We start from the raw sequence: 15,153 nt of genomic DNA, 5'->3' as shown, positions 1-15,153 counted from the left end.
GTCTAGGGAAAAATGTTGTTGTGCAATACTTTAAAGGTGAGCGGAAGGATCGCTAAAACCTTTAAAAAAAGTTAAAAGGCAAAACAAAAAGAAGCTCCCAAGGGAGCTTCTCGTTAGCGTCGACGATTATTCTTCGTCGATCACTTCTTGGTAACCGTCAGCGTCTAACAAGTTAGCTAATTCAGCTTCGTCAGATGGCTTAACACGGAAGAACCAACCTTCACCAAATGCTTCGCTGTTAACGAGCTCAGGTGAATCTTCTAATGCTTCGTTTACGGCAACAACTTCACCAGAAATAGGCGCGTAAATGTCTGATGCTGCTTTAACTGACTCAGCTACAGCGCAATCTTCACCTGCTGTTACTGTGTCGCCAACTTCTGGTAATTCTACGAATACCATGTCACCTAATAGCTCTTGTGCATGCTCAGTGATACCCACTGTGAAGGTGCCGTCTTCTTCTTTACGGATCCACTCATGAGATGAAGCATATTTAAGTTCAGCTGGAATGTTGCTCATTGTCGTAATTCCTATATCTATAAATTTAAAGCGCAATTATTAGTATTATTTGGGTTAATGGGATAAGTGCTTAATCAGCACCTCTTTAACGATTGACTGATATTATCTAAATAAGTGCTTATACCAAAATATGTTAGTCGCAAAATGCGCAGAAAAATCGATTAAATTTGAGGAGCCTGCACGGAGTTGATAAGCATCAATGAGTACAGGCGACAACAAAGTTAAACGATTTAGCCAGCATTTCGCACTAACATTAAAATGCTTGTTTACCGTTTCTTACAAAACTTGGTGCGATAACTTTAACCGCTACGCGTTTTTTGCGCATTTCAACTTCTGCGGTGTCGCTAATACCCTTAGGTACGCGTGCCATGGCAATAGAATAGCCTAAAGTTGGCGAGAAAGTCCCGCTGGTGATCGAACCTTCATGTTCAACACCGTCTGCGTCAGTGAAAAACACTGGCATGCCATGACGAAGAACACCTTTTTGCTCCATCACTAGGCCGACTAATTTGTCTGGACCTGCCGCTTTAATCGCAGTTAATGCTTCACGACCGATAAAGTCACGGTCTTCTGGCTCCCACGCAATCGTCCAACCCATGTTGGCAGCAAGCGGGTTAATGGTTTCATCCATGTCTAAACCGTAAAGGTTCATGCCTGCTTCTAAACGTAGGGTGTCACGTGCACCGAGTCCACATGGCTTAACGCCTGCTTCTAATAGTGCTTGCCATAAAGCTTCAGCTTCAGCTTCAGGCACGATAATTTCGTAACCTGCTTCACCGGTGTAACCAGTAGTCGCAATGAATAATGACTCAGACTGCACACCAAAGAACATCTTCATGCCTTCTACTGCAGCGTTTTGCTCAGCAGAGAATACTTCAGCCGCTTTCGCTTTAGCATTTGGGCCTTGAACGGCAATCATTGCCAGCTCTGGACGCTCTGTAATCGTCACATCAAAGCTTGCTGATTGCTTGTCCATCCAAGCTAAGTCTTTAACACGCGTCGCTGAGTTAACCACCACGCGGTAATGAGTATCGTTAAGGTAATAAGTAATAAGGTCGTCGATAACACCTGCGTTGTCATCAAGCATGCCACTGTATAGGGCTTTGCCTGGCACTTTAAGCTTAGCAATATCATTTGCTAATAATTTACGTAGGAATGCACAAGCCTCAGTACCTGTCACATCGACAACCGTCATGTGTGATACATCGAACATACCTGCGTCTTGGCGCACAGCGTTATGTTCTTCAATTTGAGAACCATAGTTAAGTGGCATATCCCAACCGTGGAAATCGACCATCTTGCCATTTGATTCTAAGTGCTTGTTAAAGAGTACAGTTTTATTAGCCATTATTATCTCTTTTTTATGAGCCTTCTGGAGGTGAAACGAATGAAGGCATTTTATAAATGCGCCAAAATTATACCCATAGGGTTAATTTTGTATAGTAGGAAATTTTCTAATCCGAGGGAATTAACATTAGTTTAACTAATGCGAAGGATGTAGTTTTTTTACAAGTATTTCATCCACTTCGGCCGATCCCCTGATATATAACAAGTTTTAGGCCGAAGGGAAGGTGATATTTTAGTCACGACATAACTTAGGAAGTTTGAGTTTATTGCCTATAGCCTGTTTGATGAACACTGTTTTTAGTCCAGCGGCATTATCAATTAGGTTTAAGCCCAGATCACGAAAGGCTTTTTTGAATGGATTACTGCCAGCAAAGAGTCGTTTAAACCCTTCCATCGCGGTTATCATTTCAATGGCTTCGGCTTTACGGTATCGCTCCAGCGCTCGTAAATTGGCGTAGTCACCAATATCTTTACCTGCCTCATGCAAGTTGGTGACAGTGTCAACAATGCTCGCGGCATCTAAAAAGCCTAGGTTCACCCCTTGTCCAGCTAATGGATGAATGGTGTGCGCCGCATCGCCTGCTAGCACCAAACGATGGCGGGCAAAGTGGCGAGCATAGCGCATACGTAATGGATGTGATTGACGCTCGCTAACCAGTTCACAAATGCCTAAACGGCCATCAGATGCGGCTGTTAATGCTTTTGAAAACTCTGCAGGCGATAAAGCAAGGAGCCTTTCAGCCTCTTGCGGTGATACTGACCAGACAATTGAGCACAAGTTATCTTCATACAGCGGCAGTAATGCTAACGGGCCGTCGGCCAGAAAGACCTGACGAGCGGTATCTTCGTGGGGCTGTGCGGTGCGAATGGTTGCCACAATGGCATGATGACCATAATCCCAAAATGTCAGTGGAATTTGGCATTGACTGCGCACCCAAGAGTTTGCACCATCTGCAGCAACTACCAAGGCTGCACTTAAATTATCGCCATTATCTAGCGTCAGCCAAGATTCACGTTCACCAAAAGCCACACGTTCTAATCGCTGGCCTTCAAGGTGGGTGATATTGGCAAGCTCCGCTGTGCGCTTAGCTAAGGCGTAACTAATAGCCTGATTTTCGATAATAGCACCCAGAGAAGGCTCACTAATACTCGCTGCATCAAAAGCAATTTTGCCTAGACCGTCTTTGTCCCAAACGGCCATTTTTTGATAAGGGGCTGTGCGGGCTGAGTCAATGTATTGCCAAGCACCTAAGTTAGTAAGTAATCGCTCACTGGCTTTGTTAATCGCGCTTACTCGAAGGCGTGGCTCACCTGTTACGGCCTGTGTTTGGCCAGCATCTATCACCACGACGTTTAAGTCGGCCTCAGCTAAACCAATGGCAGTGGCTAAACCAACCATACCGCCACCAACAATGGCTACATCATAGGTCTGAGTTTGAAACATGTTAGTCCTTCATTTGATTCAGCGAGTGTAAACCCAATATACGTTAACTGGCTTATGCCGTTTTATAGCCCATGGCTTTATGGGCAATTGGCGTTTTCAACGGTGGGCACCATGATAATAATCTTAACCCTAAACTGCGCCCTGCCACTAATGGCCAATACTGATTTGAGAAGCCACGCACTAAAAATTCAACATTGTTAATGGTATTACGGCGATCTTCTTCACGCAGATTCAAATAATGATGGATCAGCGAATGTTGACCAAGATCTAATGCTTGTTTAGCTGTGATGCTGTCACAAATAACCGTTTCGATGGCATCGATTAACCCAACCACATCACGTAAACCTAAGTTAAAACCTTGACCTGCTATTGGGTGTAACGTTTGCGCAGCGTTACCAATAAATACACTGCGATGGTAAATCGGCCTTGGCATATACGATAGGGTTAACGGGTAGCTGACTCGCTCTCCTACATCGGTAAAACGACCTGCTCGATTGCCAAAGGCACTTTGCAGCTTGGCTAAAAACTCAGCTTTAGAGACGGTTTTCATTGCTTGCGCTTGTTCACTATCAAGCGCCCATACTAAAGAAAGCCTTGGCTGTTGTGCATTTGACTCAAGCGATACGGACGACATTGGCAGTAAGGCTAATGGGCCAGAGCCTGTGAAGCGCTCGTACGCCCAGCCATCATGTGGCTTATTAGTTTGCACATTGGCAACCAAAGCAACTTGCTCAAAATCCACTTTCTCGATGTCTTGCTTTAATGCTTGGCGCACTTTTGATTGTGCACCATCAGCAGCCACCAGCAAGGCGGTACGAATTTTCTGACCGTTATTTAATGTTAGGGTATGGCCACTGGTATCTGTTTCTAACTGCTCAAGCCTTGCAGGACAATGCAGTTGAATATCCTGCTGCTTTAACTCATCAAACATCACTTTACCGACTTTAGCCAGTTCCACCACCTGTCCCATTGAAGGTAAAGAAAACTGCTCAGCATTCAGTTCGGTCATACCAAAATGACCACGGTCAGAGATATGAATGTTTTCGATACTTGTGCCAAGACTGGCAAGCTTTGGCCAAATGCCTAACCGCGTTAACTCAAACACGGAGCCATGCGCTATTGCAATTGAGCGAGCATCAAAACCTGGGTGCTGTGAGTCTGGTTGCTGGGCTTCAATGATGGCGATAGATAACGGACGCCCTAATTGCTGTTGGTATTTAGCCGATAGCTGCGCAAGTCCTAAAGCTAAACTGGCGCCTGCCATTGCGCCGCCAACAATGGTGATATCAACGTGCGTTACTGCGGGTGCTGAATTAGCGCGACGCTCGGTACTAGAACAAGAATGGGATAGCTCAGTAGCATCGTTGTCAGCTTGGTTTATTGACTGGGTCATAACACGAATTCTTTTTATTATTAGGGCGTACTTTTAGCAATAAAAGGCATAGGTTATCTATGCCTTACTCGCACCATTAATGTAATGGTGAGGTCGCGTCTGTTTCATCAAGTGGTATTTCTGGACCAAATTCTGAGTAACATAATACCGCGGCCATTCTGACAAATTCGTGTAGCTCGATGAAAGCGGCTTCTGATTCATCATCATCACTGACATCAAATTCAACTTGAGCAATTGCACCTAAGTCCTGAATGATTTCACGTACATCAGATGATGCGCCATTGAGCTTTGGCTGAATAAGTGCAATGGCAGTTAAATAACTTTGAACCCATAAAGCTAAACATTCTAAACGTTGGCTTAATGGCTCTTCTTCTTCAGGTAGTAATGGCGAAAAACCAAATTCAGCATCACTTAAACGGGTGGCAGTATCTTTAAATAACTCGCCAATTAATTGCTGCAACTCTGTGGTTAAAGGTTGGCCGTCATTCATCAGTTCAAGTAACGGTGATAACCAAGCCGTATTCGCTTGCTCTACCCCACCACAAATTAATCCGACTAATGCGCCATGCACCTCAACTGGGTGCTGACCTATTTCTGCAGAATCTAGGGCTTTTTTTAGTTTTTCGATACATAAAGAAGGAGGGGTTGCCATGGTATTTTTCCAATAAATAAACAATCTGCTGCAATGCTAGCAGAGTTAATAACTGCCACCAAATGCTACAGCGAAAGTCGTTAAAATAATTCGTCAATCTGTTAAGTATAAAGCACCTTAAGCCAATTAGCGTAATTCAGGCTCGTTTTACAATGCCGCCAAGAATCAACATCTGGCTAAAAGGGATTTAATAAATCAAAAGCTAATATTAACGGTCTCAAATATAACTCGATGAACTAAACGATTTTCAATAAACAACGTATCCTTAATGATGTCTAAAACAAAAGCGCTTGGCGGCTAAACGAGAGTGAACAAACACTAAATGCTCATTCATCAAGCAAATAGCGCTAAAGCGGGCAAGTTACCTTGCACTTTTAATATGGGCGCTATATAGTCCGCAAACAGGCTAGTTCCTCTATTAGTGATGCAAAACAACGGTTGGATCACACCGATAAACGCTTTCATGCTAAAGCGTTACAGTCAGAGGGAAGAGTAAACTGCTACAATTTTTATTTTAGACAAATAAGGATCTTCAGCGACTTATGAGTAACAGTGCTATTGATATTTCCCTATTAGGGCGCACCTACTCTATCGCTTGCCCGAAAGGACAAGAGGAAGCGTTGCGCTCGATTGCCAAAGGCGTTGAGCAACAGCTAACTAACTTGAAGGCACGTACCAATAATTTAAGCCGTGAAGAATTAGCCATTATGGCCGCGCTGAATATTGGCTACGAGTTACATGAAGAGCAGCAAAAAAATAAACAATACATGGCGCAAATGGACGAGCGTATTTCTTTGCTTCAGTCAACGTTGGAAAACTCGTTACTGGAACGTACCAAGGAAGATTAAATAAATTTTGACTTGTGTTGCTAGCCTGATGACTAACAACATGATTCGCACTGGTTTTGCTCCCTGGGATATGCGCTTGTAGGTTATGTCCCTGTGCCGATATTTACAAACCCAGGGTGAATGTTTTCATTGACATTGTGTATGCTCGGCTTGTACCGAGAAACCTTAGGAGATGAACATTTTCCCGCCTTGAACCTACGGTTCAAGGGCTACACCGACGGTCGGTATTCTGGGGAGCATCCTAATAAAACAAGCCACCTAACTAGGTGGCTTTTTTATATCTGTGGTTAGCCAAGCGAATCAATGTTTGCCCTAACGAGATACGATAGTTCGCTTCACCTGCCCTAATCTGTCATCTATAAGGGCAATCATAAAACACCGATTAACATCGCTTATTAAAACACCTAGCTTGATAATAAAATGTATCAAAAGATAACGTCTATGTGAGACAAAGTAAGCAACTTGGAATGTACTTTTAAATACACTTGTTAAAGTTAAGGTTAATATTGTTTTACATAAAACAATGCGGTATAAAGTTTTCAAAATTAATAACTTGCACTTAGGGATTATGACAAGTCGCCTCTTAAATTCTGCCGTTCTTTATTCACTTTTAGCTTCAACGTTGTTTTTAACCGCATGTAAGTCAACGCCAGAACCTCAACAACCCGCTTATGTTATTCCTGCTGCAATCTCGCATTTACCCCTTGATGCTGCAAATCAAGGCTTAGACATTGTCGACATACAATTAGCCCTTGGCGATCGCAACTTATACCTTGCCGCAAACGGTAACATCAAAATGATATCGACGGCGCAATGCCCGCTCGATATTTCAGCCCATCGCGGTGACTTTCGTCAACCAGAAAGTAGCTACAATGCGATAGCAGCGGCGCTTAATGACAATTTTAACAGTGTCGAAATTGACGTCATGCTGCTTAAAGATGGCACTTGGGTCAATCATCACGATAGCCAAACTGGGCGTGCAACAGTGCATTATACAGGTGAGCGATACAAGATTGAGCGCATGAACCGCAAAGAGTTCGGCCAATTAAAATTGCGTGATAAAAACACTAACGCGCTTTTAAATGAACGCCCGATCACCGCTGCTGAATCATTTAAGGTTTTTGCGGCATACCGTGCTCCATCACAAAAGCTAAATGTGGAAATAAAATCCGACGCTAACGGCCAAGCGTTAGTTGATCTTGATAACATGTTGCGTAAGTACATTGGCTTGAGTGGCTTTTACTACTCCGCAGCAGATAAAGATACCTTATATAAACTACGAGGTATTAACCCATATGTTTACCTTGGCTTTGTCCAAGGCGGTCACCCAACTAGCGTAGAAAAGCTTCGCAGCGATTTACGCAAAGGGGTCAAAAACGATGCTTACTACTTAGATAATCAAGACGATCTTGAATTAGCGGGTCGATACGGAACGAAGCGCTATCGCTCTCGTTATCAAGATTATACAAGCACAAGTGCGCTTAAAAAGCTGCAAAGTAAGTTAGGGACTAACTCAGGCTTACACCTTGATATTCGTAGTTATATGCAAAACCCAGGGGTAAAAAGTCGCGCTAAGGGTTTAGGTATGAAGGTGTATACCTACTCGATTAATGGCACCGATTTTCATCAACAACAGCTTTTAACGCTTAGCCGTAACACTTTGCCTGACGGCGTCATTGTTGATGCTACGCCATACAAAATTTGTCAGCGACTGTTTAAGGCTTCTGTCCCCGCTAAACGCTACCAACCATTAAGTAATATCGGCCGTTATATTGCGTCGTTGCCACAAGATGCTGACTTTGATCGCTTTGAAGAAATGTTGGGCTACCAACAAGAAGGGTATTATTTATCACTCAATTCGGGGCTTAAATCCATTGTTAAGGCCAAGAAAGTGACTACTAAAAACACCACACCAACACCGCTATTAGAGCATGGTTTTCCAACCATTACAGATGAAAAGCTGGAACACAAAACGGGTGAAACCATTATTTTAACCTTGCCAGAAAATGGCACTCAATAGCCGTTTAGCTGTTAGATAAACGACCAATAAAAACAACAAACAATAATAAAACTAAAAAATGACTGACAATAAAAAAAGCCCATTTGCGACGAGTTTACTCGACCAAACACCAACACAGCAAAAAATGCAGGCTGCTGAAAAACAATTAAAAAAAGTACAAAAGAAACAGCATTCTCAGGCAACAAAAGCGGCAATCCATAAAGAGCGTGAAGCGCAAATCACCAAATTAGGTAAGCCTTTTTGGTGGATGCTTTTCATGTTTATTTGCTCAATCCTGTATCTGTTTCCAGAAGCCGTGTTCAATGCGGCTTTAACCGAAGTCGCAGGCGGTAAAAACTCGTCAGAAGAAGACTTACGCGCAGTGGAGCTATTTGGTCGTACTATCAGTGGTATTGGTGTCACATTATTACTCGCCGATATGCTGCTCAAGGGTAAGCGTGTCGCTCGAGTCGGTAGAGCCTTGGGCCACTTTGCATTGATTGCGATTTTGGTGTGGCCGACAGTATTTTTTGGACAAAAATGGTTGGTTGATCATTTTATCATTGATGCCTCAACCCCTGCTGAACGCCAGCAGGCTTATTTGTCGCAAATACTGCGTAGCGCACTCATTGAAAAGTCGATTCAATTTGAAGGGATTAATTACGATCCCGATTCAGAACATAACGCGACCGAAAAAACCTTCTTATCGGTTTTTGGTGGCCTTGTTTATGCTGACGATAAGTTAGTTGATGATATCAAAGAAAAGAAACGGATGATCATGGAGAAATTTGTCCGTGATCGTGCCCTGTCTCGATTTGATGAACACTACGCAAACTACGATGATTTTCGTCAAACCCTACGTAGCCACTATAAAGAATATGCTCAAGGTTCAAACGATTATAACCAAGCTCTAAGTACCGCTCCAAGCCGCTCTGATGAATATTGGCTAGATACCCAAAACCAAGTTAAACAAGGTTGGGAAAAGTATCAAAAAGGCGTCAGTGCTTACGAAGGAAGAGTCGAGTCGAGAGCGCAAAAAATTGCCCCTAAAATGTATGACTTTTTTGAGCGACGTAATAAATGCGCTAACATGAAAAAAGGCAGTCGCAAAGACAATTGTTATGAACGTCTACAAAACGGTTATGACAAGGAAATCGCCAAATACAGCATTCCTTATATTCCACCTGATGATTGGTTAATCCGAGAAGAAATATCAACCTCTGAAAACGTAGGTAATTCAATTATCACTGGCATTATGACCTTTGGTCTATTCACTGCAATGCAAGCCGCTGATGCTGCAACGGGCGGTGATGGTGGCTTTAAAGATCACCGCATGGTGTATACCAATGATGTTAACCATTATAAAAATGTCTTAATGGTCAAAATGGAGCCTGATTTTGTTAAAGAATCTGGCGGCTACCCGCTAGGTATCAGCACTATTCATGAATTTAGACATCATCAACTGACTAGCACTAAGGTCAATAACACCCTTAAACAAAAAGGGCTGACATTACCTTCAACTTGGGTGATGGCAGACCGAACAAGCTTTGATAATGCCGTAGCAAACAAAGTCCGCCAAGAGGCGGATAATCGCTGGCGCTCGACTATGAAAAACAAAGGCTTGGATATGCCACCTAATTTAAGTTGGCAGCAATTCCAGCAACAAGGAGATATTCAAAAACGAATTGAGCGCCAAATGAAAGAGCTGTATATCAGCCCAACGCTTGCTGACTGGAATAACCGAGAATTTAAACAGCGCATTATTGAGCCCAATATTCAGCGTAAAACCACTGAATATCTCAATGTACTTGAAGCCCAACAAGCCGAATTTGCAGATGGCGGCGCCTTTGAGTCCACAGGTAAGTCGGCATTACGTGCGACCATAGTGCCGCCAATATCGATGTCGATTAGTTTAGCCTTGGTGTTGTTAACCGTGTTAAAGCTGCCAATGAAAGCTGCTGAGTTAGTACAAGCCAGAAGAAAAACCAAGGATGATGGTGAGTCGCAAGAAGGCCAAAATAAAGTCAAAGCTGGCTATATCAAAGCGGGGATTTCTGCTGCGCTACTGTTATCGATTTTTGTGGTGCCAGTTACCCTAAGTAGCAATCAATACACAGTTAAAGACTCTGCTATGCATTACTTTTTTGAGCAAATGGAAAACAATGATTCAGCCGGTATTTCTTTTGCGCTTAAATGGTTACTGGTCACTCAACCGATAGTGCAACCTATTGGTGCCAGCATTGATGAATACCTGTTTATCACCAAAGGTTTTGATGCGATTAGCGAACCAATTAATCGATTCGATTTAGCCATATTACCTGAGCATGACACGAGTGCTCAGTCTAGCCCTGCTTCAGCAGCAAAAGCCTTATTACCATTAACCATTAATACCAATGTGGCTAATGCCAACATCGCAGTAATGAATATTAAACCCAAATATCAAACAGGCATGATGCTGCCACCAGGAGGCTATGACATTAAAGTCTCTGCAAGTGGTCATCAAGCTATTCGAACTTGGGTTTATTTAAAACCCGAAGAAACCGAATTCACGATTAATTTATAACGTATTTAACTGAGTTAAATCACCATTCACGCATTGATTGATAGGAAGTATTACGTGAGTAAACTAACGCAATTCCAGGACTTTATACGAAGTAATGGTAAAGACTTAACTGGTGTTGATGTACCAGTTGTATTGAGTAATGAAGAAGCTAAGTTACCAGAGCTTAACTTTACCTTTGGCTGGACCATTGAGATTGGTGTAAGCGAACATGAACATGGCGGGCATTGTCCATCAGGCATCAAGTGTGGCAGCGCCTCGAACGCTTACGACGATGCTAACAATAAAGCAAAAGAGTATGTCAGCGGTCAAAATTCATTATTTAACGATCGTTTCATCAAAATACTTGGCCCTGACGTTGCTGAAAACTTTTTAATCAAAGATCGTGGCTTAAAGTCTGCGCCAGAAACCTATGTCGGTAGCAAGGTTTGTTATAACTGTAGTGGCTCTGGTAAACAAAACTGCGGCAGTTGTCATGGCAGCGGTAGCACTTCCTGTAGCGGTTGTAGTGGCAGTGGCCGAAATCATGTGACTCGCTACGAGAATAACCGCACGGTTCATACCACTGAGACATGTTCATCATGCTGGGGCAGTGGTAGTAAAACCTGCTATAACTGCAGTGGTTCAGGCAAGGTGACCTGTCGTACCTGTGATGGTGGTGGTTACCTCTATTTCAGTTACACCATTGATGGTGAAGCTAAACGGAGTACAAAGTGGGAATATAACACCAGTGATTACCATGAGTGGACGTCTGATTACGTCAAAAAGACGGGACTTAAAATCGTTCACCACTTAGATGATATCACCGAAGTCGATGTTAAAGGCGCTTTGGACGGTTGCACCTTTATTTATGCTTTTAAGGCCAAATTACCGACTTTACAATTTACTGCCAACATCGATAACGTCGACACGACGTTGTGTTTTGGTGGTAACAAAAACAGCACGCATGATGCAGGTGGGGTATACGATCCTGCGGTATGGAGCGTGGCACAAAAACTCGCTGGCGGCAGTAAATCTAATGATAAAGCAGCCCTTTCAACACCCGCAGTTAAAAACATTATTGAAGCCAATGAAACTAACACCTCGATTGCATTATTAGAGGAGAACTGGGTTTCAAGTGATATTAAAGATGCGGTTGTTTCTAATTATCAAACCTTAGTGACTCAGCTTAAAAAGCAAAGTGTAAAAGGCATTGCGCCTAAAATGATTGGCAGTATGTTTAAATTCGCCTTTCTATTCCTAACAATAGGAATATTGTTTGCTGTCATGTACCCAACGTTTGCTCAAGAAACGGCTTATCGTATGAGTGTGACTCAAATCCCTGAATGGATGCTGGCATTAGTCACCATGAAGTTTGGCTTATTTGGCTTACCTGCATGGTGTAACTACCTGTTCATCATTGGTTTATTCTGGTTAAGCTATAAAGGTATTCAAAAGTGGTATTGGAAGAACATTGGTCAGGGCAAAATATGGCTTTTGGCGCTCAGTTTAACCTTATTGGTACCTCATATTGGATTCACCTTGTACTACAACGGTATTGAAGTGATTCAACATACCCTAGAAATCACCAATGCATTGATGGCTGCATCGTTATTAGTCGGCCTATATGTTGTCGTCATTGGCACAAAATTGCCGAATAAGTGGTACACAAAAGTAGCTGGATTTATCGCTGGTATTGGCGTGTATTGCAGCTTGCACTATGGCCTATTTATTCTCAATTCACGTATTGGTTTTATCGAAAACCATGACAGATACCCGTTCGAGATGTTGCAGTCCTTACGCCCTGGCACCCTGTTTATGGCGGAAAACCTGATTGAATGGGCAATGTTGACTGTCATTTTTGCCTACTTCTTAACTCGTCGTCAGTTCTGGTTAAAAGCAAAAACTGAAGTCGCTGATTACGACAGCCCTGTATTATTAAAATCAATGAACATGGAAAAGTAGCGAGAAACACGGTTTGAGTGGAAAGCTAACTTACCGCTTTCATTACAAACCTGAGTGACAGCATGTGATATAAGACAACGCCGATGATGGTTATCATCGGCGTTTTTTATCATACCAGCGGGTGATTTTTCCCCATTTACACTCAAGCTGGTCAATCCATTGATTATCTTCTTTGATATTTTCACATATCAGGATAATCTGCATCTTGTAACATCATTTGTTCATATCGCTATTTTATCTTTCATTTGTAAGTGATGGAGAACTTCTCACCGATGAGCATGACGCGCTTTATGACTGGTTCGAGCCAATATCAGTCTGCTACAACAGCGAAACAACCTTCAATAACATATTTTTCATCAGCTAGCCCAGCATCAGCAGAACCATCAGTATCTGCCGAGGTCATTTATCCGCATTCTTTTAATAGCCCAAGGGATGCTGAACCGTTATTCGACAGTCGAAATATGAGCCGAGATAGTATTCGTCGCCATATTCGTCAAGAACGAAATAGCATGGATCAAGCAGAGCAAAATCAGTTAGCGTTAATTGCCAGTCGCCATTTATTGTCGGAAATACAGCAAATTTCAGCCAAAAGAGTGGCCATTTATTTGGGGTTTGATGGCGAGCTTGCCACCAACAAATTAATTGAAGCATTGTGGAAACTAGATGTAGAAGTGTATTTACCTCGTATACATCCTTTTGCTAAAGGGCATTTATTATTTGTCCGCTACAACCCTGATACCGTAATGGTGAATAACCGCTTTGATATTGCCGAACCTAAACTGGATATTCGCCATATTATTACGGTAGATAAACTAGATATGATCGTCACGCCATTAGTCGCGTTTGATGATAATGGCAATCGAATGGGAATGGGCGGCGGCTTTTACGATCGCACATTAGCGCAGGTAAAAGACAATAAACCATTAGCAGTGGGCTATGCCCATGATTGCCAACAGGTGAGTTATTTACCCGTGGAGTATTGGGATATTCCATTACCAATCATCATTACCCCAACCAAACGTATCGCCAACGACTGACCAATGGCTGCAGTTCACATAAAAAAACCGTTATTTTCATAACGGTTTTTTATTTCAGCTAATCGCCAACTCAGCGAATATTGATGATTAACGGCCTATTGCGTTGCTGCCGCTAATGCTTGAGATACGTCAGCAATAATATCGTCAATGTGCTCAATACCGACAGAGATACGAACTAAGTCTTCAGATACTCCCGCTTTAGCCAGCTCGTCTGAGTCTAACTGTCGATGTGTCGTCGTAGCAGGATGGCATGCCAATGACTTAGCATCACCAATATTGACCAAACGCAAAATCATTTGCAGTGCATCAATGAATTTTCCACCAGCAATTTTACCCGCTTGTGCATCACTGGCCTTAATACCAAAACTAATGATACCCGAGGCTTTACCTTGTGTAATCTTTTGACAGCGCTCGTGTTGGGGACTGTCGGTTAAGGCGGCGTAATTCACCCAACTAACCGATGGATGATCCGCTAGATACTCAGCAAGTGCCAATGCATTTTCACAATGGCGCTCCATTCGTAAGCTGAGTGTTTCTAGCCCTTGAAGTAATAAAAATGCACTTTGCGGTGATAAGGCTGCGCCAGTATTGCGTAAGGGAACAACACGGCATCGACCGATAAAGGCTGCAGGCCCAAAAGCTTCGGTATATACCACACCATGATAGGAAGGATCTGGCTCATTCAGTAAAGCAAACCGCGCTTTATTCGCTACCCAATCAAACTTGCCCGAATCAATAATCACCCCACCAATGGTGGTGCCATGACCACCAATGTATTTGGTTAATGAGTGAATAACGATATCAGCGCCGTGATCAATAGCACGACACAGTACCGGGGTCGCAACGGTATTATCAACGACTAACGGTACACCGTGCTTATGCGCAATTTCTGCTAACCGCTGCAGGTCAACAACGTTACCTGCAGGGTTACCAATAGATTCACAAAAAAGTGCTTTGGTATTGTCATCAATTAATGCTTCAAGCCCTGCATAATCATCGTAAGCAGCCATCCGCACGTCAATGCCTTGGCGAGGTAACGTATGGGCAAATAAATTATAGGTGCCGCCATAAAGCTGGCTTGTACTAACGATGTTATCACCCACTTGTGTCAGCGCCTGAATCGCATAGGTAATGGCTGCCATACCTGATGCTACAGCTAGAGCTGCTATGCCACCTTCGATTGCTGCAAGTCGCTGTTCTAGCACATCTGTAGTGGGGTTCATAATACGAGTATAAATGTTACCAGGCACTTTTAAATCAAATAAATCAGCACCATGCTGGGTATCATCAAAGGTATAAGAAGTGGTTTGGTAAATGGGCACTGTGGCGGCTTTGGTGGTGGCTTCTGATTGATAGCCGTGGTGTAAAGCCAGTGACTCCAGTTTCATCCCTTGAGCATTATTGTCTGCTGCC

Annotated in this window: 11 protein-coding genes and 1 other RNA gene; 6 read left to right on the top strand and 6 right to left on the bottom strand. The window is 43.0% G+C overall.

What is annotated here, in order from left to right:
* Positions 1–126: 126 nt before the first annotated feature.
* The 5 genes from gcvH to AB4128_RS13885 all read right to left on the bottom strand — a co-directional run bounded on the left by gcvH (position 127) and on the right by AB4128_RS13885 (position 5,352).
* A complete protein-coding gene (gene gcvH / locus AB4128_RS13905) occupies positions 127–516 on the bottom strand; it encodes a glycine cleavage system protein GcvH (protein ID WP_119967638.1) in 390 nt (129 codons plus the stop codon).
* Between the two features lie 253 nt (positions 517–769).
* Positions 770–1,864, bottom strand: coding sequence for a glycine cleavage system aminomethyltransferase GcvT (gcvT, locus tag AB4128_RS13900; protein ID WP_055022589.1), 1,095 nt, complete (start codon positions 1,862–1,864; stop codon positions 770–772).
* Positions 1,865–2,095: 231 nt separating this feature from the next.
* A complete protein-coding gene (locus AB4128_RS13895; RefSeq protein WP_055022590.1) occupies positions 2,096–3,307 on the bottom strand; it encodes an FAD-dependent oxidoreductase in 1,212 nt (403 codons plus the stop codon).
* A 52-nt stretch (positions 3,308–3,359) separates the two neighbouring features.
* Positions 3,360–4,700, bottom strand: a complete 1,341-nt coding sequence (gene ubiH / locus AB4128_RS13890) for a 2-octaprenyl-6-methoxyphenyl hydroxylase (protein WP_372038026.1) — start codon at positions 4,698–4,700, stop codon at positions 3,360–3,362.
* 76 nt (positions 4,701–4,776) lie between these two features.
* Positions 4,777–5,352, bottom strand: coding sequence for a UPF0149 family protein (locus AB4128_RS13885; RefSeq protein WP_055022591.1), 576 nt, complete (start codon positions 5,350–5,352; stop codon positions 4,777–4,779).
* Positions 5,353–5,894: 542 nt separating this feature from the next.
* On the opposite strand from AB4128_RS13885, the gene AB4128_RS13880 reads away from it, so the two are divergent.
* The 6 genes from AB4128_RS13880 (at position 5,895) to AB4128_RS13855 (ending at position 13,740) form a co-directional block, all read left to right on the top strand.
* Positions 5,895–6,200 carry a cell division protein ZapA gene (locus tag AB4128_RS13880; RefSeq protein ID WP_055022592.1) on the top strand — a complete coding sequence of 102 codons (306 nt, stop codon included), beginning with the start codon at positions 5,895–5,897 and terminating at the stop codon, positions 6,198–6,200.
* 57 nt (positions 6,201–6,257) lie between these two features.
* Positions 6,258–6,440, top strand: a non-coding RNA gene (gene ssrS, locus AB4128_RS13875) — 6S RNA.
* Between the two features lie 328 nt (positions 6,441–6,768).
* The gene (locus AB4128_RS13870) at positions 6,769–8,220 is read left to right on the top strand and encodes a glycerophosphodiester phosphodiesterase family protein (protein ID WP_080917392.1); all 1,452 of its coding nucleotides are present in this window, start codon (positions 6,769–6,771) and stop codon (positions 8,218–8,220) included.
* Positions 8,221–8,278: 58 nt separating this feature from the next.
* On the top strand, positions 8,279–10,762 hold the full coding sequence (locus tag AB4128_RS13865; RefSeq protein ID WP_372038025.1) for a hypothetical protein: 2,484 nt from the start codon (positions 8,279–8,281) through the stop codon (positions 10,760–10,762).
* A 54-nt stretch (positions 10,763–10,816) separates the two neighbouring features.
* Entirely contained in the window at positions 10,817–12,703 is a 1,887-nt protein-coding gene (locus AB4128_RS13860) for a hypothetical protein (protein WP_372038023.1), read from the top strand.
* Between the two features lie 461 nt (positions 12,704–13,164).
* Positions 13,165–13,740, top strand: a complete 576-nt coding sequence (locus tag AB4128_RS13855; RefSeq protein ID WP_372038079.1) for a 5-formyltetrahydrofolate cyclo-ligase — start codon at positions 13,165–13,167, stop codon at positions 13,738–13,740.
* A gap of 95 nt (positions 13,741–13,835) precedes the next feature.
* Here AB4128_RS13855 and AB4128_RS13850 read toward each other — a convergent pair whose 3' ends face one another.
* Entirely contained in the window at positions 13,836–15,128 is a 1,293-nt protein-coding gene (locus AB4128_RS13850) for an O-acetylhomoserine aminocarboxypropyltransferase/cysteine synthase family protein (protein WP_372038078.1), read from the bottom strand.
* Between the last annotated feature and the right edge of the window lie 25 nt (positions 15,129–15,153).

Origin of the sequence: Shewanella sp. 10N.286.52.A9 (assembly GCF_041468985.1) — a bacterium.
In the GTDB taxonomy this organism is placed as follows: Bacteria; Pseudomonadota; Gammaproteobacteria; order Enterobacterales; family Shewanellaceae; genus Shewanella; species Shewanella japonica.
The sequence above is the reverse complement of the archived record's forward strand: the minus strand, read 5'-3'. Positions and strand labels throughout refer to the sequence as shown.

Bases quoted from the DNA above. Each gene is read 5' to 3' on its own strand.
- gcvH (WP_119967638.1), bottom strand. From the start codon at position 516: ATGAGCAACATTCCAGCTGAACTTAAATATGCTTCATCTCATGAGTGG.
- gcvT (WP_055022589.1), bottom strand. From the start codon at position 1,864: ATGGCTAATAAAACTGTACTCTTTAACAAGCACTTAGAATCAAATGGC.
- AB4128_RS13895 (WP_055022590.1), bottom strand. From the start codon at position 3,307: ATGTTTCAAACTCAGACCTATGATGTAGCCATTGTTGGTGGCGGTATG.
- ubiH (WP_372038026.1), bottom strand. From the start codon at position 4,700: ATGACCCAGTCAATAAACCAAGCTGACAACGATGCTACTGAGCTATCC.
- AB4128_RS13885 (WP_055022591.1), bottom strand. From the start codon at position 5,352: ATGGCAACCCCTCCTTCTTTATGTATCGAAAAACTAAAAAAAGCCCTA.
- AB4128_RS13880 (WP_055022592.1), top strand. From the start codon at position 5,895: ATGAGTAACAGTGCTATTGATATTTCCCTATTAGGGCGCACCTACTCT.
- AB4128_RS13870 (WP_080917392.1), top strand. From the start codon at position 6,769: ATGACAAGTCGCCTCTTAAATTCTGCCGTTCTTTATTCACTTTTAGCT.
- AB4128_RS13865 (WP_372038025.1), top strand. From the start codon at position 8,279: ATGACTGACAATAAAAAAAGCCCATTTGCGACGAGTTTACTCGACCAA.
- AB4128_RS13855 (WP_372038079.1), top strand. From the start codon at position 13,165: ATGAGCCGAGATAGTATTCGTCGCCATATTCGTCAAGAACGAAATAGC.
- AB4128_RS13850 (WP_372038078.1), bottom strand. From the start codon at position 15,128: ATGAAACTGGAGTCACTGGCTTTACACCACGGCTATCAATCAGAAGCC.